Source organism: Lactobacillus jensenii DSM 20557 (genome assembly GCF_001436455.1).
Taxonomy (GTDB): Bacteria; Bacillota; Bacilli; order Lactobacillales; family Lactobacillaceae; genus Lactobacillus; species Lactobacillus jensenii.
On the sequence record NZ_AYYU01000002.1, the window covers coordinates 66,518 to 85,656 of the forward strand.

Genomic DNA, 19,139 nt, shown 5'->3' on the forward strand with positions numbered 1-19,139 from the left:
ATACTCAATAAGTTTTTAAGAAAATTCCTCTTAAATTTGAGTTTTATCGTTATTTAGGGTAAGATAGTTGAGTGTGCAATAGCAAACCCAAATTTGACATCGGAGGTATTGAATTAAATGTCTGCAAAATGGGAAAAGACCGGTAAAACTACTGGTGAATTAACTTTTGAAATTTCACAAGAAGAAATTAAATTAGGTTTAGATCAAGCTTTCAACCGTATTAAGAAAAACTTGCGTGTACCTGGTTTTAGAAAGGGCCATGTAAGTCGTGTTATTTTCAACCAATACTATGGTGAAGAAGCACTTTATGAAGACGCTTTGAACTTAGTATTGCCTAACGCTTATACTGCTGCTGTTAAGGAAGCAAAAATTGACGCAGTAGGTCAACCAAAGATTGAACCAGTTTCAATGGACAAGGATAAGGCTTGGACTATGAAGGCTACAGTTTCTGTTAAGCCTGAAGTAGAACTTGGCGAATACAAGGGCATTGAAGTTCCAAAGCAAAACACTCGTGTTTACCAAAAGGACATTGACGCTGAATTAGATAAGAAGCGTGAACAAAACGCTGAACTTGTTTTAAAGGATGACAAGGCAGCTAAGGGTGACACTGTTACTATTGACTACAAGGGTACAATTGATGGCAAGGCCTTTGATGGTGGTAGCGCAGAAAACTACTCACTTGAACTTGGCTCAAATACTTTCATTCCTGGCTTTGAAGATCAACTTGAAGGTCATAAAGCAGGAGATGAAGTTGACGTTGTTGTAACCTTCCCAGAAGATTACGGTGCAAAGGACTTAGCTGGTAAGGAAGCACACTTTGCAACTAAGTTACACGAAGTTAAGTCAAAAGAACTTCCTAAGTTAGATGACGAGTTTGCTAAAGACGTTGATGATTCAGTTGAAACTCTTGATGAATTAAAAGAAAAGATCAAGAAGCAATTGAAAGAAGATAAGGAAGCTGCAGCACAAGACGCAATCCAAGAAGCAGCAATTACTACTGCAGTTAAGAATGCCAAGATTGACGAAATTCCTGATGCTATGATTCAAGAAGATGTTGATACTCAACTTAACCAATACTTGGGTAACATGCAACGTCAAGGTATTGACCCACAAACTTACTTCAAGTTAACTAATACTACTGAGCAACAATTACGTGCACAACTTTCTACTGATGCTGCTGAAAGAGTTAAGACTAACTTAGTTCTTGAAGCAATTGTTGCTAAGGAAGACTTGAAGGCTGACAAGAAAGAAATTGAACAAGAAATTAAAGATCTTGCAGCTGAATACAACATGGATGAAAAGACTGTTCGTAACACTTTGTCTGATGACATGCTTTCACATGATATTGCTGTACGTAAGGCAATGGATCTTATTACTGACAGTGCAAAACAAGTTGGTAAAGCACAACTTGAAAAGGACTCTGACAAGTAATTTTTATTTCTTAAAAAGAGCGGCTTTTAGCCGCTTTTTTTCTTGAGAGCAAATTTTAGCCTTTAATTGAACTTTTATGCTAATCTTAGTGTTAACTATAAGAGGAGGAAAAAGATGGCTACAAAGTATTCTGATGGAGTTGACGAAATCACCTGTTCTTTTTGTGGTAAGACTCAAGCTCAAGTAAAGAAGATGATAGCAGGTAATGGAGTTTATATTTGTAATGAATGTGTTGCTCTATCAAAAGAGATTATTGATGATGAATTGAAGGCCGATTCATTAAAAGAAACCAAAGATTTGCCAAAGCCTGTAGAAATTAAGAATCAGTTAGATGAATACGTCGTTGGACAAGATCGAGCAAAAAAAGTTCTGAGTGTTGCTGTTTATAACCACTATAAACGAATCAATCAAATGGACATTGATGATAGTACAGAACTACAAAAATCCAATATTGCCTTGATTGGACCAACTGGTTCTGGTAAAACTTATTTAGCCCAGACTTTAGCTAAAATTCTGAATGTTCCTTTTGCAATTGCTGATGCAACCACCTTGACTGAAGCAGGGTATGTTGGTGAAGACGTTGAAAATATTTTACTAAAATTAATTCAAAATGCTGATTATGATATTGAAAGAGCTCAGAGAGGGATTATTTACATTGACGAAATTGATAAAATCTCTAAAAAAGCTGAAAATGTTTCAATTACTCGTGATGTGTCTGGTGAAGGTGTTCAACAAGCCCTGTTAAAAATCCTTGAGGGAACAATTGCTTCGGTACCACCTCAGGGTGGCCGTAAGCATCCACAACAGGAATTAATTAAGATTGATACTAAGAATATCTTATTTATCGTTGGTGGGGCTTTTGACGGCATAGAAAGCATTGTAAAGTCCCGATTAGGGAAAAAGACAATTGGTTTTGGTGCAGAGAGTAAATTTGACGACGTTGACCAAGATGCTGATAGTTGGAATAAATATTTAACAACTGGTGATTTAGTTAAATTTGGTTTAATCCCTGAATTTATAGGACGTATTCCGGTTATATCAACTTTGGATAAATTACAAAAGGCTGATTTAATCAGAATTTTAACGGAACCAAAGAATGCTTTAGTAAAGCAATATCAGAAATTATTTAGTATTGATAAAGTTGACCTGCATTTTAGTGATGGCGCCTTGGAAGCAATTAGTGAACAGGCACTTGAACGTAATATGGGAGCGCGTGGTCTTAGAACTATCATTGAAAATGCAATGATGGACACGATGTATACTATTCCAAGTGAACAGGATGTTGCAAAAGTTGAAATAACTCGTGACGTAATTACTAAGCATGCTTCGCCAAGAATTACTCGCAAAGAAGTTAATAAAGATGTAGAAATGGACGATACAAATGAAGATAACAAGTAGCGAATATAGTGTAAGTGCTGTTCGTGAAGATCAGTATCCTCGTGACGTCCTTCCTGAAATAGCTCTTGCAGGCCGTTCTAATGTTGGAAAGTCTAGTTTGATAAACAGCTTTCTTAATCGAAAAAATCTAGCTAGAACGTCCTCTCAGCCTGGTAAGACGCAAACACTTAACTTCTATAAAGTAAATGATAGCTTTTATTTAGTTGATGTTCCTGGATATGGATATGCGAAAGTATCAAAAAAGCAACGGGAACAATTTGGTGAAATGATTCAAGATTATCTTGAAACAAGAGCAAATCTTGAAGGCTTAATTATTATCATTGATGCGCGTCATGAACCAACTACAGATGATATAGCAATGTATAATTACGCTTTATTATTAGATTTACCAATTTTAGTTGTTACAACTAAAATGGATAAGTTAAAAAAGTCTCAATATAATAAAGTTCAAAGTAATTTACGTAAGCATTTAGATTTAAATCATGATAATGTGACAGTATTGACTTATAGTTCAGAAACCAAGTTGCATCTTGCAGAATTAAATAAGTGGATAGAAGATAAAATTTCTTAGTAAAAAAAGAGTAGCTTAGCTACTCTTTTTCATTATCAGGTTTTTGTTTACTATTATTTTTACCTTTTTGTTTAGCTGTCTTTTTTGGATCATCTGGGAAAACAGCGAATTGATTAAGCATTTTTTCTAATTCATCTTCTCTTTTAAATGTTAAACCCATTAGTATCGCTCCTTTGTTTTAGCTGTCTTTATAGTATAAAATAAACCTAGAGTTTGTAAAGCAAAAAGAAAAGAGAGGATTATGGAAACAAAACAAGCAATTGAAGATAGACATAGTGTTCGAGTATTTACCAATAAAGATGTTGAAGTTAATAAGTTAAAGGGGTTAGTCAAACTAGCTCAAAAAGCTCCATCATGGGTTGATAGTCAGCCCTGGAAAATTTACCTTGTAAGAGGTAAAAGTTTGGCAAAGTTAAAAGAGTTGCACTTAAAAAATAGTAAGACTGATAGATCTGCTGCACCTGAATGGCCAACGATGCATCGAGTTAACTGGGATGAATTTCCAAGAGACAACATGGCAAAACTTAATTTACATCGAACAAACTATTTGACTAAAGATGAATTAGATTCAGGCTGGGCAGAGGCTCAACAGAATTTATATTATGCTCCAGCAGTATTTTATCTAACTATCCCCCAAAATAGCAGTAACTGGTCAATTTACGATTTAGGTGCTTTTGCACAAACATTGATGCTTGCAGCAACAGATATGGGACTTGGAAGTATGGTTGCTTATGAATTTGTAAAGTATCCTGATGAAATTAGACAAATATTACCTATTCCGGAAAAAGAGGCAATTGCAGTAGGAATAGCTGTAGGATATGAAGCAGAAGATCATATTAATAATTTTAGATCTGAGCGTCTTTCTTTAGATAATGTGCTACAAATTTTTGACTAAAAATTAATTTTTCTATTTTAAATAAAAAAAGGTAATTATAGTATATTAATACGTTTTTTATATTGAACTAAATTATATAAAAGAGTAGTATTATATACGGCCTTAAGGCCAGATTATATCAAATATTCCTATTGTTTTGATTATAATCACTCCTGAAACTTTTTTATTTTAAAAAGTTAAAACTCTTTTTTCATGTGTTTGTTCATAATAAATTGTAGAAAGATATATTCGCCTAGAATATATCTTTTTTATTATATATTTAAGATTTTATAAAACTTTAAATATCCAATGCTGAAAGCGCTTTTTGTTATATAATGAATATATAAATAGACAAATCTCTTTAGGATTTGCTGATAGTTTTGGGAAAAGTTACTATTCATTTCATTATTTTGGAGGATAAAAAATGGCAACATCTGAAGCACAGAAACGTGCCAACCAGAAGTGGCGCTCGCAACATAAAGATAAGCAACAAATTTATAATCACCGATCTACTGCTAAACGTTTTATCAAATTATATGCAAATTTACATGATTTAGATGTTTTAGCTGACATGATAAAAGAACGACGTAGTGAATTGAAGAAGTTAGGTTAGTCCCTAACTTCTTTTTTATGTAAGAAATTAGAAATTTAGAATAATTGATATCTTGCTAAAATCAAGAAAAAAAGTAAAATTTAATACTTGCATTTCAAATTAATACATGATTAAATATTTGATAAATAAATGAGTAATAACTAAAGGCAAAAAGACGAGTAGATTAATTCATTCTCACAGTGAGCTAACAATTAGTGGGAAGTTAGCAGACCCTGAATTTTTTGAAAAACACTTTTTAATGCTGCGAGGTCGAAATGAGTAGGCTGAGACGTAATCCCCAACGTTACCTCGGGACAGATGTGATTGCATCTGATTAGAGTGGTCAGTATTTGACAAGTTGGGTGGTACCGCGGAAAGAGCCTTTCGTCCCTTAAGAAAATTGGGGATGAAAGGCTCTTTTTCATTCTAAATTTATATTTTAGGAGAAAGAATTATGAAGGTATTTGTTCCAGCAGGTTATAAGACAAAGCGTAGTTTAAGAGAAACAGAAGAAGCAATTCGTGATATTCGAGATATCTTTCAGATTGAATTGGCAGAAAAGTTGAACCTACTTCGGGTTACTGCTCCTTTATTTGTTAAAAAATCATCTGGTTTCAACGATAATTTGAATGGAGTTGAAAGACCAGTTGCGTTTGAAACTAAAGAAGAACCTGATGAAGATTTGCAAATTGTTCATTCACTTGCTAAATGGAAAAGATTCGCCTTGAAGCGATATGGCTTTAAAATGGGCGAAGGTCTTTTCACTAACATGAATGCAATTCGTCGAGATGAGGATACAGATAATCTACATTCGATTTATGTTGATCAATGGGATTGGGAAAAAATTATTTCTAAAGAAGATCGGACAACTGAGTTCTTGAAGAAGACTGTTAAAGATATTTATTCGGCAATGAAAATAACTGGTAAGAGGGTTGCTAAAAAATATGGAGATATTTTTGAATTTCCGGAAGATATTTATTTTGTAACTAGTGAAGAATTAGAAGCTCGTTGGCCTGAACTTACTGCTAAAGAACGCGAAGATAGAATTTGTGAAGAACATAAAGCTGTGTTTGTTATGCATATTGGTGGTAAGTTACCGTTGACTGGTAAACCACATGACCTTCGAGCACCAGACTATGATGATTGGAAATTAAATGGTGATTTGTTATTTTGGAACCCGGTTCTAAAATGCGCATTTGAAGTTTCTTCAATGGGAATTAGAGTTGATGAAGAAGCTCTGAAACGTCAGCTTACTCTAACTGATACTTTAGACAGATTAGAATTACCATTCCATAAAATGTTAGTGAATGGTGAATTGCCTTACACAATTGGTGGAGGAATTGGTCAATCTAGATTTTGTATGCTTTTACTGAAAAAAGCTCATATTGGTGAGGTACAAGTTAGTGTGTGGCCTGAAGAAACTGTAAAAGAGTGTGAAGCAGGAGGCATTCAACTACTTTAATCTTTGGAACATGATATAATTATTTAAAATCATGTTTAAGGAGAACAAGATGGCAATAAAGCAAGATGTAGATTTGGATATTGGGTTAACTACTCCTGAAGTTAGTAAGAGAATAAAGCAAGGATTAGTTAATGAGGCAACTGATAATCAGTTTAAGTCTAATTGGCAAATTATTGCCGAAAACACTTTTACTTATTTTAATTTGATTTTTGCGATTTTGGCTGGATTGTTAATAGTAGTTGGCTCTTATCGTGATTTGTCTTTTTTACCTGTTATCATTGCTAATACGATTATTGGGATAGTTCAAGAAATACGTGCCAAGCATGTTCTGTCTAAATTGACAGTAATGAATGAAGCAGAAGTTCTTGTTATCCGTGATGGAAAAAAGATACAGCAACCAATTGAAAAATTAGTACAAGATGATGTTGTCATTTTAAAAACTGGAGACCAGGTTCCAGCTGATGGTCGCGTTTTAGCTGGTGAAGCGAGAGTAAATGAAGCTTTGCTTACAGGTGAGGCAGATGAAATTAAGAAAACTATCGGATCAGAGTTAATGTCTGGTAGCTTCTTAGTTTCAGGAGAGATTTATATGCAACTAGAAAAAGTTGGTAATGAATCTTATATCGCCAAGCTAATGCTTGAGGCTAAAGCCATGAAATCAGTTGAACAAAGCGAAATGGTTCGCTCCATTAACAAAATTATCAAATGGGTTGGTATCATCATTATTCCTTTGGGGATAGCATTGTTTTCTCAGAGCTATTTTATAAATCAAGCAGGTTTAGCAGATAGCATTACTTCTATGGAAGCTGCAATTATTGGGATGATTCCAGAGGGGTTATACTTATTAACTACTATTGCATTAGCAATGGCAGCGACAAGACTGGCTCGTAGACAGGTAATGCTTCATAATATGAAGAGTGTAGAAACCTTAGCACGGGTAAACGTTCTTTGTGTAGATAAAACTGGGACAATTACTGAACCGGTTATGTCAGTACAAAAAGCAATTACTAGTAGTAATGTAACAAGTAGTGATTTAAATAAATACTTAGCTGACTTTTCTGGTAATATGCCAGTTGATAATGAAACGATGAAGGCAGTAAGTGAAAAATTTAAGACGCGCTTATTTCAAAAAGCAAAGCAGATTATTCCATTTACTTCTGTGAATAAATATTCCGCAGCTGTTTTTGAAGGCTATAGTTTAGTATTGGGCGCTCCAGAAATGGTTCTAAGAACTGAATTTGAAAAATATCTTCCAGAATTTCAATCATATGTTGAATCAGGATATCGAGTAGTTGTTTTTGGCAAATATCCAAAAGAGCTTTCTGAAAGTACGCCTTTAACTGAAGCTGTAGCTGTACTAGGTTATATTTTGATAAACAACCCAATAAGAAAGGAAGCACCAGCAACCTTTAAATATTTTGCTAAGCAAGGTGTTGATATCAAGGTAATCTCAGGGGATAATCCAGTAACAGTATCAAGAGTTGCAAAAGAAGCAGGGATTAGCAATTCTGAGAAATATGTTGATTTATCAAAGTTTGATGGTGAATATAAAGATGCAGTAAAAGAATATACTGTGTTTGGAAGAGTGAAGCCAGACCAGAAGAAGAAGTTAATTTTAGCGCTTAAAGAAGTTGGTAAAACAGTCGCAATGACCGGTGATGGGGTTAATGATATTTTGGCAATGAAAGAAGCAGATTGTTCTATTGCTATGGCTTCTGGAAATTCAGCGGCGGTACAAGCTTCACAAGTAGTTCTACTTGACTCAAATTTTGCTAAAATGCCAGATGTAGTTAATGAAGGGCGTAGAGTTGTTAATAACATTGAACGAAGTGCCAGTCTTTTCTTGGTTAAGAATATCTTTTCATTTTTGATGTCAATAATTTCATTAATGTTGACTGTAAATTATCCTTTGCGTCCATCACAAATAACACTGATTAGTGCTTTTACGATTGGTTTACCATCATTTTTACTAGCATTGGAAAGTAACCATAATATTATTCGTGGTAATTTTATTGCAAATGTTTTATCTAAATCGATTCCTGGTGGGTTAACGGATATGCTAGCGGTTTGGGTATTGATTGCAGCTAATATGGCGTTAGATTTAGGTCATCGAGATTTATCTACTACAGCTACCATGGTATTGATTGCGGTAGGTATGATGGTTCTATACCATATTTCTGAACCGTTAAATCAGTTTAGGCTGGGAGTTATGGTAATATCCTTCCTTACAATTCTTGTATCAATTGCCTTTTTCCATCATTTCTTTGCGCTAACTATGATTTCGGGAAGATCAATTTTCTTATTAGTTGTTTTGTTCTTTGCAGAAGTGTCAATCTTTAGGTGGTTATCAGCAATCGCAGATGGGATGGCTGAAGTTGGTGCGACATTGGTACAAAATGGTCGTGATACTACTTTTGCTCAAGTAAAAGCGGCTTATAAGCGTGGGAAAAACGAATAGCAAAAGTACAGTAAGTATTAGAAAAAGCTACTGATAAATCGTATCGGTAATATCGGACGATATCAGTAGCTTTTTTATTTTGAAAATTATTTTATTAATCTTATTTTCATTAGGCCCCTAAAATATGGAAATAACTTAAAGCAATTCCTAAAAACAGTACAAATAAAATTACTTTAGTAGAGGTCATCTTTTTTCTACCTAATAGCCAGTAAACAAATGCTACAAGCAATACTGGTATTAGAGATGGCATAATTTGGTTTAAAACAGTCTGTAATTTTAGAGTTACTTTACCTGCAGAAAAGACGAATGGAACGTTTGCTTTAATTACGGTTGGGATTAAGGCACCAACCACAGTTACACCAAGCAAAATCGCTGAGTCAGTAACTGCATTTAGCTTTCCTTCAGCAGAATTGATTAACTTTTCTCCTTGATAATAACCCATTGGTAAAATTGCAAATCTGGCAAATAAAATAAAGATATTTACTAATAACCAAATAATGGCACCTAGGGCATTTCCTTTTAAGCCCATGTATGCTCCAATTGATCCACAAATAGTTGGAATAATTACTCCAAAAATGGTATCTCCAACACCTGCAAGTGGGCCCATTAAACCAGTTTTAATACCTGCAATAGTTTCTTTTGCTTTGTAGCCTTGATGTTCTTCAATTGCTAAGTCCATTCCAATGATGAATGGACCTGTAAATGCATTTGTATTGAAAAATTGCGAATGCATTTTCATCATATCTACAAGTTCATCATTTTTATAAAACTTTTTCAAAAATGGTAGAACGGTATAAAAGTATCCTGGTGCCATCATTTTTTCGTAGTTCCAAGATAGCTGACTAGCCCAAAGCCAGCGCCAGTTTGCTCTGAATAAATCTTTTTTAGTTAATTTGGTATTAGTCTTCATATTCACCCTCCGCATTTTCATAACTCTTGGTATTTACTTGCATTGTAGGTGTGTTTTCGCGTTTATAATTTAAAATAGCTAGTGCCGCACCAAGTAAAGCAACTCCTAACATTGGCATCTTTAAGTAAGCGGCGGCTAAGAAACCAATTATTAGATATGAAATAAACTTTTTAGTTGGCAAATAACGTAATAAAATTGCAATACCAACAACTGGTAAAATTCCACCTGCAACTTTAAGTCCATCAGTTAACCAGGTTGGAACAATCCGCAAAATGGTTTTAACGATATCATTACCGATTACCAATAAGATAAAAACTGGAATAGCTCTTGATAACCCCCAAGTAAGAAAACCTAAATATGCATTACGACTAGCAATTTTTGTATTGCCAGCTTTGATTGCTTGATCCATCTTATGTTGAAAAATAGTATTAAAGAATCTTGCTAAAACATCGAGTTGGACCATCAATAAACCAACGGGTACAGCTAGTCCAATTGCAAATTGAGTTCCTTTATTGGTTAGTACAGCATAGACTGTTCCTACAATAGCTCCTGTCATAAAGTCAGGCATGCTTGCACCACCGTATGTTGAAACACCCAAAACCATTAATTGTAGAGTAGAGCCGACAATTAGACCTGTTTTGATATCCCCCATAATAATTCCAGAAATCATTCCAATTAAGAGAGGGGAATTAATTGTTACTAAAGTAAGTTGATCTAGAATCATCCAAAAAGCTAAGGCTGTTAATAGAATAATTTGCCACCATGCAATCATTAATTTTGTCCTCCATTAGTCTTAAGTAAATTTATAAAGTCTTCACGTGCCTCACTAGGAATCATTTGATGATAAATTGTCAGGCCTTTTTTAGCTAAATATTTAAAGTCATTAATATCATCTTTAGTTACAGCGACACTTTTAGCAACTTGATGTGATCCCTCTTTAGTTGACATATTACCAACATTAATTTCAGGTAATTTAACTCCTAAATCAACTAATTGTTTCAGAATTGAAGGCTTCTTTACTAGAATTAAAACTGTTTGTCCAATATATTGATTATTATTAATTCTCTTAGCAGCTCCTGCAGCGGTTAAGATACTTAAATGAATTCCGTTGGGGCAGGCAGTTTTAAGAGCTGTTTTTTGGATAGAGCTTTTGACGATTTGGTCATCAATAACCATTAGTCTGGTTAGTTTTAAAGCGTTTGTCCACATAGTAGCAACTTGTCCATGAATTAGACGTTCATCAATTCGAACAAACATTGCAGTTTTTCGAGGAGAATTTTTAGTTGAAACATTCGTCTTTATTTTTTCTTCTGTTTTCTGTTCACCCAATAAACCACTTGTTTGCGCTACTTGTTTATAAGCTTCGGAAAAAGGAGTTCCGCTGGCAACAGCAAGAAGTAATGAGAATGATAACCCCGTATATATTTTTACTTCAGGATGCTTTGCTTGAAATCTTATTGCGGTATTTGCTGGAGTTCCACCTGTAAAATCAACAAGGATTGCATCTAATTTGGTGAATGTTTTCGCAATAGCTTCAATTTCTTCAAGTAAATCATCTTGATTCATGGTTTGCTTAAATTCAATTGCTTTTACATTATTTAACTTGCCAAGAATCATTTCACAACTATTTAAAGTTGCCTTGGCATAACTTCCATGACTAATTAGTAATAAATTAGGCATTTTTTCGCCTCCAAAATCAATCTGCTACTGATTATATACTAATAGTTAGAAAAAGCTAACCAATTTTGCAATTATTGTCTTAAACCTAGCATTAAATTAGTGAAAATTACATCTATACCAATTTTGAAAGCCTTGAAGTACAAAGGATGTAATCGCTTTATACTAAAAAACGGTTGAGCGAGAAAAATGATCTTTGGTACAAACCACTTTTTAGTCTTTTTATTGCTAGACTGGTAAAATGAAAATAGCTAATTTTTAAAATTTCAATAATAGACTTTTACAAGCAGAGGAATAGATATGGGAGAAGATAGAGACTTAGTTTATTCTGATAAAGATTTAGTCCAATTTTTAAGTGAAATGGGAATATGTTCGACAGACACTTTGCTAGTAAATTTAAAATTATCAGCTTTAGGAATTTTCCCAGGAAAAGAGCAGGCACTTTTTTCAGCATTAAAACTACTAGTTAAAGATGGTAATATTGTCTTACCAAGCTTTAGCTTGCATTTGAAAGAGCCACGATTTAAATCAGACCTAAAAGACAAAATTATGAAGAAGATGCCAGCATTTAATGAGGAAGCAACTCCTGTTTCAGGGTTAGATCCATTTTCAGAATATTTCCGAATGCAAAAAAATGTTTTACGTGATAATCACCCAATTTATTCTTTTGCTGCATGGGGAAAAGATAAGGAAGAAATTGTAAAGCCCCATACTTTTGATTTACCTTTTGGAAAGCAGGGAGTTTTGGGGAGGTTGGAAAAATTAAATGCGAAAGTGGTTTGTCTTGGTACTAATTTTGAAACTTGCTTAGCTCCGTATCTGGCAGAATCTGAAATATCGCGTCCACTAATTCAGGAAAAGGCACCAGTATTAATTGCGGGTGAAAAGATTTGGATTAGTTTTAATAATGTGGAGTTAAATAAATATCATGATTATGAAGATTTAGGAACTCAATTTTTGCAAAAATATCCAGTAAAAATTGCCAATTTACCTGCCGGGCAGATTTTAGTTTTTAATTTGCAAGAGTTTGTATGTTTTGCGCGTGATTGGTATCAAGAAAAGGATTGCGTCCATTTACTTAATGCTGGATGGGATGGACCAGAAGTTTGATAAAGTGAGCGTATCTTTGGACAGTGAAAACGAAAACATGATAGAATAATGATAGATATATAAAAGGGTGGGCTGCTTATGACAATTATTTTAACTTCTATTTTTGTTATTTTCGTTTTAGTTTGTGCATACATCTTTTCACATCACATTATTATTCAAGATAATGAATAAAAAAATATGATTGGTTAAAAACCAATCATATTTTTTTATTTAAAATTAGCACTTAGCGCTAATTCATCAAATTTTTTGAAAAAGGCATCTTTATCAGCTTTAGTAACTAATGTCATTGGGCGGCCTTTTTCTGATTCGACTAAACGTCCGGCTGCAGCACCTTCTGTTAGTACATATGATTTTGCCTTGCGAGTTTCAACTAAATCAGGATAAAGGGCTGATAAAGTAGTTAAAACATCCCATAAGTAATACTGATTGCCAGGCTGAGAAGAAATAATCAAGCTATAACCTAAGCCAATTAAGTCCATTGCTGGATAGCGTCGTAAACTAGCAAAGTGTTGCTTAAGTTCATCATTTAGTGGAATTTCTTCAGTGCTTTCAAGGCCTACCATTTGAATATCAATATCTGAATTCCAGACCCGTTCGACTGCTTCGGGATCCCAAAAAGCATTCCATTCTTGAGTCGTATCATAGTAGGGAACAAATACATTACCATGACCATCTAAAGAACCACCCATCCAATATAATTTGTCAATTTTATTTGCAAGCTTTGGTTCATAGTCAAGTGCTCGAGCTAAATCTGTAATAGGTCCGGTCATAATTACAGTTGTCCTTTCATCTTGAGCCATAATTTTTTTAGCCATATCAATATGGGCGGGATTTTTGGCAGCTGGAGTATTAATCTTGCCATGTTCATTCAAAATTGGAAAACTGTTAAAGGTAAAGGTGCTTTGTCGCCATTCTTCAGGAAATTGGTGGTGGGCCCGGGAATTAGACATAGCTACTTCAAGTTTGTGGTTGAATGTATTAAAACGGTCAATGATTTTTCGACTTGCTTCGCATGAGGCAACTACATCACCGTCACCATCAATCGCACTGACTCCAATTAAATTAATGTCAGGTGCTTGTAAAAGTAAAAGTAAAGAAACTAAATCATCTGTATTTCCATCATGGTTAAAGTAAATGTTCTTCATTTTGGTAACCTTTCATAAAAAAACTACTATCATTATACATGATAGTAGTTAAAATAAGAACGCTTTTTGCTATTTTTTATTTAATGAACTGTGTTTATAGCCGTATAAGAAATAGATTATTATTCCTAAACTAAACCAAATTATTGCCATAATATAAACATCTTCATTAAGTTGGGTTAATAAGTACAAACAAATTAGTCCAGAAAGAATTGGTAAAACAGGATATCCTGGCATTTTGTATCCGTTATTTGGTAAATCTTTTCTCTTTCTAAGCGGCAAAATACCAAATGAAACAAATGTAAATGCTAATAAAGTTCCAAAGTTTACTAGACTGGTTAATTGATCGACAGAAAATACACCAGCACCTAAACTAATAATTATTGCCACTACCCACAAACTAATTTGTGGGATTTTATTTTTAGATGATAGTTTAGCTAAAGATTGTGGTAAAAGGCCATCACGAGCCATTGCATAAACCAATCTTGAACTTGCATAAATCATAGTTAGCATCATAGTGGCCATTCCAACTAATGCTCCAAAAGAAAGAAGCTGTGCAATCCAGTCTTGATGAGCGAATTGCAATGCAAATGCTACTGGATTGGCTACATCTAGTGACTTGTAATGAACCATTCCTGTAAGAACAATTGAAACTCCCATGTAAAATAGAGTCGCAATTAATAATGTTCCAATAATCCCAAGTGGCATATTCTTTTGAGGATTTTTAACTTCAGCAGCTGAACTTGATACACAGTCGAAACCTAAAAAGGCAAAAAATACAGTAGTTGCGCCTTTTATTACCCCTGAGAAATGATATGGAAGAAAAGGTTGATAATTAGTTAGTTTAATAAAGTTTGCACCAACGATAATAAATAAAATAATAATAGCAATTTTTACAATAACTGCAAAATTATTAATCTTTGCGGAATCTTTCATACCATGAGAAAGTAAAAAAGTAATTAATAAAACAACTATAATTGCAATTATATCAATGTAGGTTCCTTTGCTAGGGTTAAAAGAACTAACAAAAGCAGCAGGAAGTTTAATATTAAATGGTGCTAAAAAGGACTGAAAATAGCTTGACCAACCGGCTGCAACTGCGGCAACAGCCAACATATATTCTAAAATTAAGGCCCAACCTAAGATCCAACCAATAATTTCACCATAAATAATATTTCCATATGAGTATGCACTCCCAGCAACCGGCATAGTAGAACTAAATTCTGCATATGACATTGCACTAAGAACACAGACTAATGCAGCAAGTAAGAATGACAGGGTCACACCTGGCCCAGCATAATTAGCAGCAACAGTTCCAGGCAGAATAAAAATTCCAGTCCCGATAACTGCACCAACACCTAAAGAAATTAAATCCTTAGCTGTTAATGTTTTACTAAATTTATGATCTTGGGCTAGGTATTTATTAATGCTTTCTTTTCTAAAAATATTCATTGATAAACCTCACCTCTGTTGAATTTATAAAAGTTATCTTCACATTATAACCTTTAATATTTTTTTAAGCAATATAATATGTAGATAAAAAAGGATAAACCAGACATTTATCCTTTTACTAATCTAATTTCTTGCTTTTATTCTTTTTTTATACCAATATATGCAAGCAATTCCAAATGCTATAACTAGTAATCCTGCACATAAAATTGCGTAGTCATCAATTATTTTAACAACTATATCCCATTTAGAACCAAAGTAAAAACCAAGAGAGGCTAAAACTGTATTCCATATTAATGAGCCCAAGAAAGTTAAACTAACAAATAAAGATAACTTAACTTGTGCAATTCCAGCAGGAATCGAAATTAAACTTCTGATGATTGGTACAAACCTACCATAAAAGATAGCTCCTTTTCCGTGCTTATTGAACCAAGCTATTGTTTTGCTAACGTCATCTTCTTTAAAACCAAGTATCTTGATAAATTTATTATTTACCAGTTTCTTTAATCTTGCTTCAGTAAAAAGTGAACCTACATAATATAATATTAACGCTCCTAGAACACTTCCGATTGTTGAAGCGAGAACAATTTCCCACAATGCAATTTTTGTATGCAATGTTAAAAATCCCCCAAAGGAAAGAATTACTTCAGAAGGGATTGGGGGAAAGATGTTTTCGAGTGCGATTAAAAATAAGATTGCCCAAAAACCAAACTGATTGATTAAGTTAATCATCCATTCAGTCATAAATTTTCTCCTTTTTCTATATCTTTCTTTTAATTATAGGGAAGTGAAACATAAAAAGCCAATTTAAAGCAGTTTCATGCTAGACTAGAAAAGGTAAAATGTATAAGGGAGTGAATTTTTTGGCGAATCAACTTATTGAGAATAAATTAAAATTATTACCTGAACAACCAGGTTGCTATTTAATGAAGAATATTAATGGCACTGTAATTTATGTTGGTAAGTCTAAAAATTTAAAAAATCGTGTTCGATCATATTTTAAAAGTAAGCAAGTTGGTCGAAGGGCTGAATTAGTTAAAGAGATTGCAGATTTTGATATAATTACGGTAACTTCTGACAAAGAATCCTTTTTACTGGAAATAACCCTAATAAAAAAATATCAACCATATTATAATGTTCAATTAAAACAAGGTACTGGTTATCCTTATATTGAAATAACTAATGAGAAAGATCCCCAAACACGGCTAACTTCAATTGTACATAAAGATAATGGCTATTATTTTGGTCCGTATCCAAATGTGTATGCGGCCCAAGCAACGCTACGTTTTATTCAAAAGGTTTGGCCACTTAGACGCTGCAGTGGTCATCAAGGCAGGCCTTGTTTGTATTATCATATGGGACAATGTTTGGGTGCATGTTTTCAGGAAGTTCCACGTAGTAAATATGAAGCTCAAATAGCTAAAATTAAACGTTTTTTAAATGGTGATATTGGTCAAGTAAAACAAGAGTTGACCGAAAAGATGCAACTTGCAAGTAGTAATTTGGAATTTGAAAGAGCTGCTGAAATAAGAGATCAGTTGAGATATATTGAGCAAACCGTTGAAAAGCAAAAAATCATTTCAAATGATCACACGCAACGTGATATTTTTAACTTTTATGTTGATAAGAGCTGGATTTCAGTACAAATTTTCTTCTTAAGACAAGCTAAGCTTTTGCGTAGAGAAACTAAAATGTTTCCTTTGATGGATTTATCAGAACCTAAAGATGAATTTATGTCATTTATTGTCCAATTCTATAATCAAAAAAATCGTATTTTACCTAAAGAAATTCTTGTTCCTAAAGGATTAGATAATGATAATTTGAGTGAAGTGCTTGGCGTAAAGGTTAGAACTCCTCAGCGTGGGACAAAACGCGATTTGCTTAAAATGGCTAAAGATAATGCTAAACTAAAATTAGATGAAAAGTTTCGACTACTTGAACTAGGGAATCGCAAGACCAAAGGAGCACAGGCAGAAATTTTTAAGGCGTTGGGATTACCATATGGCTCGATTATTGAAAGTTTTGACCATTCTCATATCCAAGGAACAGATCCAGTTTCAGCCTGTGTTGTTTTTAAAGATGGTGAACCATTCAAAACGGCTTATCGTAAATATAAGTTAAAAGGTGAAGTGGAGCATCAAAATGGTGCTGATGAAGTAGGAAATACTCGTGAAGTAGTTAGACGTCGTTATAGCAGAATGTTAAAAGAGCATACTCGCTTACCTGATCTAATTTTAATGGATGGTGGTCAAATACAAGTAGATGCGTGTTTGGATGTTTTACGTAATGAACTAAATTGTGATATTCCAGTAGCAGGGATGGTTAAAGATAATCATCACCATACTAATCATTTGATTTTCGGTGATCCAATTAATGGCAAGCCTTTAGAATTGATTCCGATGAATCCAAAATCAGAGGGCTTTTACTTAATGACAAGAATTCAGGACGAGGTTCACAGATTTGCAATTACTTTTCATAGACAAACCCATGCTAAAAATTCACTTTCAAGTAAGTTGGATGGAATTAAAGGTATTGGCCCTAAGAGTCGTAATAAGCTTCTTAAAAAATTTGGCTCCCTAAAAAAGATTAAAGATGCCTCTATCGAAGAGTTACAAGACGCAGGCCTAACCTTGCCACAAGCGCAATCTGTGAAATTAACTTTGTAGTTTTTTTAGAAGATTTTATTTAATTTATTTTGTCAATATGGTATGTTTAATTAGTTGAAATTGATTTTAGAAAGAAGGGAAATTATGCCAACTTTTGTTGATCAAACTAAAATTGAAGTTCAAGCTGGTAAAGGTGGCGATGGCATGGTTGCTTTTCGCCATGAAAAATATGTCCCCAATGGTGGACCCGCTGGTGGTGATGGTGGCCGAGGCGGAAGTATAATTTTCGTTGCAGACAGTGGACTTAGAACCTTAATGGATTTTCGTTATCGGAGAAAGTTTAAAGCTGATAATGGAGAAAATGGCCGTATTAAATCTCAATATGGTCGTGGAGCTAAAGATTTGTACTTAAAGGTTCCAGTTGGTACGGTTGTAAGTGACTTCTTTACTGGTGAAGTTATTGGTGATATGACCAAAAAAGGACAAGAATTAGTAGTTGCTAAAGGTGGTCGAGGAGGCCGTGGAAATATTCACTTCGCAACCAGTGTTAATACTGCTCCTGAAATTGCTGAAAATGGTGAACCTGGTGAATTTAGAACTCTAAAACTTGAGCTTAAAGTTTTAGCTGATGTTGGTTTAGTAGGCTTCCCATCTGTAGGTAAGTCAACCCTTCTTTCAGTTGTTACTAAGGCTAAACCTAAGATTGCTGCTTATGAATTTACAACTTTAACACCTAATTTGGGAATGGTTGTATTAAATGATGGTCGTGACTTTTCAATGGCTGACCTTCCTGGCTTAATTGAAGGGGCTAGTCAAGGTGTCGGTTTAGGGATTCAGTTCTTGCGTCATGTTGAAAGAACTAAAGTTATTTTACATTTAGTTTCAATGGATCCTAATAATGGTCGTGACGCAGTTGAAGATTATAAGATTATTCGCAAAGAGTTAAGCAATTATACAGCTGATTTAACTAAAAAGCGTGAAATCATTGTAGCTTCACAAATGGATATTCCTGGTAGTGAAGAAAAGTTTACTGAATTTAAACAAGGACTAGAAGATTTGCAAGTTGATGAACCAATTTTCAAAATTTCTAGTGTAACTCATCAAGGTCTTGAACCTTTAATGAATAAGGCAGCTGATTTAGTGGCTGAAGTTGAAGCTAGTCAAGAAGTAGAAGAAGTAACTACTGAAGAAAAGAACTACATGTTTAAGGCAGACACTAATGACAGCTTTAAGGTCGAACGTATCGGTGAGCATGAATTTGTTGTTACTGGTGCAAAGATTGAACGCTTAGTTCAAAGGACAAATATTGAGCATCAAGACGGTATCATGCTTTTAGCAAGAAAGCTTAAAAATATGGGTGTTGATGATGCACTTAGAGCTAAAGGTGCAGTCGATGGGGATGACGTAACAATCGGCGACATTTCCTTTGAATTTGTCCAATAAAAAAGGAGATTGGAAA

17 protein-coding genes and 1 other annotated feature are annotated in these 19,139 nt (G+C 34.1%); of the genes, 10 read left to right on the forward strand and 7 right to left on the reverse strand.

What is annotated here, in order from left to right:
* Positions 1-117: 117 nt before the first annotated feature.
* The 3 genes from tig (at position 118) to yihA (ending at position 3,400) form a co-directional block, all read left to right on the forward strand.
* A complete protein-coding gene (tig, locus tag FC45_RS01060) occupies positions 118-1,431 on the forward strand; it encodes a trigger factor (RefSeq protein ID WP_006584558.1) in 1,314 nt (437 codons plus the stop codon).
* A gap of 114 nt (positions 1,432-1,545) precedes the next feature.
* Positions 1,546-2,829 carry an ATP-dependent Clp protease ATP-binding subunit ClpX gene (gene clpX, locus FC45_RS01065; RefSeq protein ID WP_006584559.1) on the forward strand — a complete coding sequence of 428 codons (1,284 nt, stop codon included), beginning with the start codon at positions 1,546-1,548 and terminating at the stop codon, positions 2,827-2,829.
* Positions 2,813-3,400, forward strand: a complete 588-nt coding sequence (gene yihA / locus FC45_RS01070; protein WP_006584560.1) for a ribosome biogenesis GTP-binding protein YihA/YsxC — start codon at positions 2,813-2,815, stop codon at positions 3,398-3,400. The genes clpX and yihA overlap by 17 nt, the downstream gene beginning before the upstream one ends.
* A gap of 19 nt (positions 3,401-3,419) precedes the next feature.
* Here yihA and FC45_RS07825 read toward each other — a convergent pair whose 3' ends face one another.
* Positions 3,420-3,560: an SPJ_0845 family protein gene (locus FC45_RS07825; RefSeq protein WP_006588072.1), complete on the reverse strand. Its 141-nt coding sequence runs from the start codon at positions 3,558-3,560 to the stop codon at positions 3,420-3,422.
* A gap of 81 nt (positions 3,561-3,641) precedes the next feature.
* Between FC45_RS07825 and FC45_RS01075 the strand changes: the two genes are divergently transcribed.
* The 4 genes from FC45_RS01075 (at position 3,642) to FC45_RS01090 (ending at position 8,786) form a co-directional block, all read left to right on the forward strand.
* Positions 3,642-4,295, forward strand: coding sequence for a nitroreductase (locus FC45_RS01075; protein WP_081036989.1), 654 nt, complete (start codon positions 3,642-3,644; stop codon positions 4,293-4,295).
* A 403-nt stretch (positions 4,296-4,698) separates the two neighbouring features.
* Entirely contained in the window at positions 4,699-4,887 is a 189-nt protein-coding gene (locus FC45_RS01080) for a hypothetical protein (RefSeq protein ID WP_006584561.1), read from the forward strand.
* Positions 4,888-5,027: 140 nt separating this feature from the next.
* Positions 5,028-5,261: a binding site (T-box leader), on the forward strand.
* Between the two features lie 59 nt (positions 5,262-5,320).
* Positions 5,321-6,328, forward strand: coding sequence for an aspartate--ammonia ligase (gene asnA / locus FC45_RS01085; RefSeq protein WP_006584562.1), 1,008 nt, complete (start codon positions 5,321-5,323; stop codon positions 6,326-6,328).
* A 31-nt stretch (positions 6,329-6,359) separates the two neighbouring features.
* On the forward strand, positions 6,360-8,786 hold the full coding sequence (locus tag FC45_RS01090) for a cation-translocating P-type ATPase (RefSeq protein ID WP_006584563.1): 2,427 nt from the start codon (positions 6,360-6,362) through the stop codon (positions 8,784-8,786).
* A gap of 109 nt (positions 8,787-8,895) precedes the next feature.
* Here FC45_RS01090 and FC45_RS01095 read toward each other — a convergent pair whose 3' ends face one another.
* Genes FC45_RS01095 through FC45_RS07635 form a run of 3 tightly spaced genes read right to left on the reverse strand, consistent with a single transcriptional unit; the run spans position 8,896 to position 11,376 of the window.
* Positions 8,896-9,711, reverse strand: coding sequence for a PTS system mannose/fructose/sorbose family transporter subunit IID (locus tag FC45_RS01095; RefSeq protein WP_186433327.1), 816 nt, complete (start codon positions 9,709-9,711; stop codon positions 8,896-8,898).
* Positions 9,686-10,468: a PTS mannose/fructose/sorbose/N-acetylgalactosamine transporter subunit IIC gene (locus FC45_RS01100; RefSeq protein WP_006584564.1), complete on the reverse strand. Its 783-nt coding sequence runs from the start codon at positions 10,466-10,468 to the stop codon at positions 9,686-9,688. The genes FC45_RS01095 and FC45_RS01100 overlap by 26 nt, the downstream gene beginning before the upstream one ends.
* A complete protein-coding gene (locus FC45_RS07635; protein ID WP_006584565.1) occupies positions 10,468-11,376 on the reverse strand; it encodes a PTS sugar transporter subunit IIAB in 909 nt (302 codons plus the stop codon). Before FC45_RS07635 ends, FC45_RS01100 begins: the two co-directional genes overlap by 1 nt.
* A gap of 297 nt (positions 11,377-11,673) precedes the next feature.
* Here FC45_RS07635 and FC45_RS01110 point away from each other — a divergent pair, with 297 nt between their 5' ends.
* Complete coding sequence (locus FC45_RS01110) at positions 11,674-12,483, forward strand: AAC(3) family N-acetyltransferase (protein ID WP_006584566.1); 810 nt, start codon at positions 11,674-11,676, stop codon at positions 12,481-12,483.
* Positions 12,484-12,689: 206 nt separating this feature from the next.
* On the opposite strand, the gene FC45_RS01115 is transcribed toward FC45_RS01110, so the two are convergent.
* The 3 genes from FC45_RS01115 to FC45_RS01125 all read right to left on the reverse strand — a co-directional run bounded on the left by FC45_RS01115 (position 12,690) and on the right by FC45_RS01125 (position 15,818).
* Positions 12,690-13,628: a nucleoside hydrolase gene (locus tag FC45_RS01115; RefSeq protein ID WP_006584567.1), complete on the reverse strand. Its 939-nt coding sequence runs from the start codon at positions 13,626-13,628 to the stop codon at positions 12,690-12,692.
* Positions 13,629-13,697: 69 nt separating this feature from the next.
* Complete coding sequence (locus FC45_RS01120; RefSeq protein ID WP_006584568.1) at positions 13,698-15,077, reverse strand: APC family permease; 1,380 nt, start codon at positions 15,075-15,077, stop codon at positions 13,698-13,700.
* A gap of 123 nt (positions 15,078-15,200) precedes the next feature.
* Positions 15,201-15,818: a DedA family protein gene (locus FC45_RS01125; RefSeq protein WP_006588067.1), complete on the reverse strand. Its 618-nt coding sequence runs from the start codon at positions 15,816-15,818 to the stop codon at positions 15,201-15,203.
* Between the two features lie 119 nt (positions 15,819-15,937).
* Between FC45_RS01125 and uvrC the strand changes: the two genes are divergently transcribed.
* A complete protein-coding gene (gene uvrC, locus FC45_RS01130; protein WP_006588066.1) occupies positions 15,938-17,740 on the forward strand; it encodes an excinuclease ABC subunit UvrC in 1,803 nt (600 codons plus the stop codon).
* An 84-nt stretch (positions 17,741-17,824) separates the two neighbouring features.
* Positions 17,825-19,123, forward strand: a complete 1,299-nt coding sequence (obgE, locus tag FC45_RS01135; protein ID WP_006584570.1) for a GTPase ObgE — start codon at positions 17,825-17,827, stop codon at positions 19,121-19,123.
* The last annotated feature ends 16 nt before the right edge of the window (positions 19,124-19,139 follow it).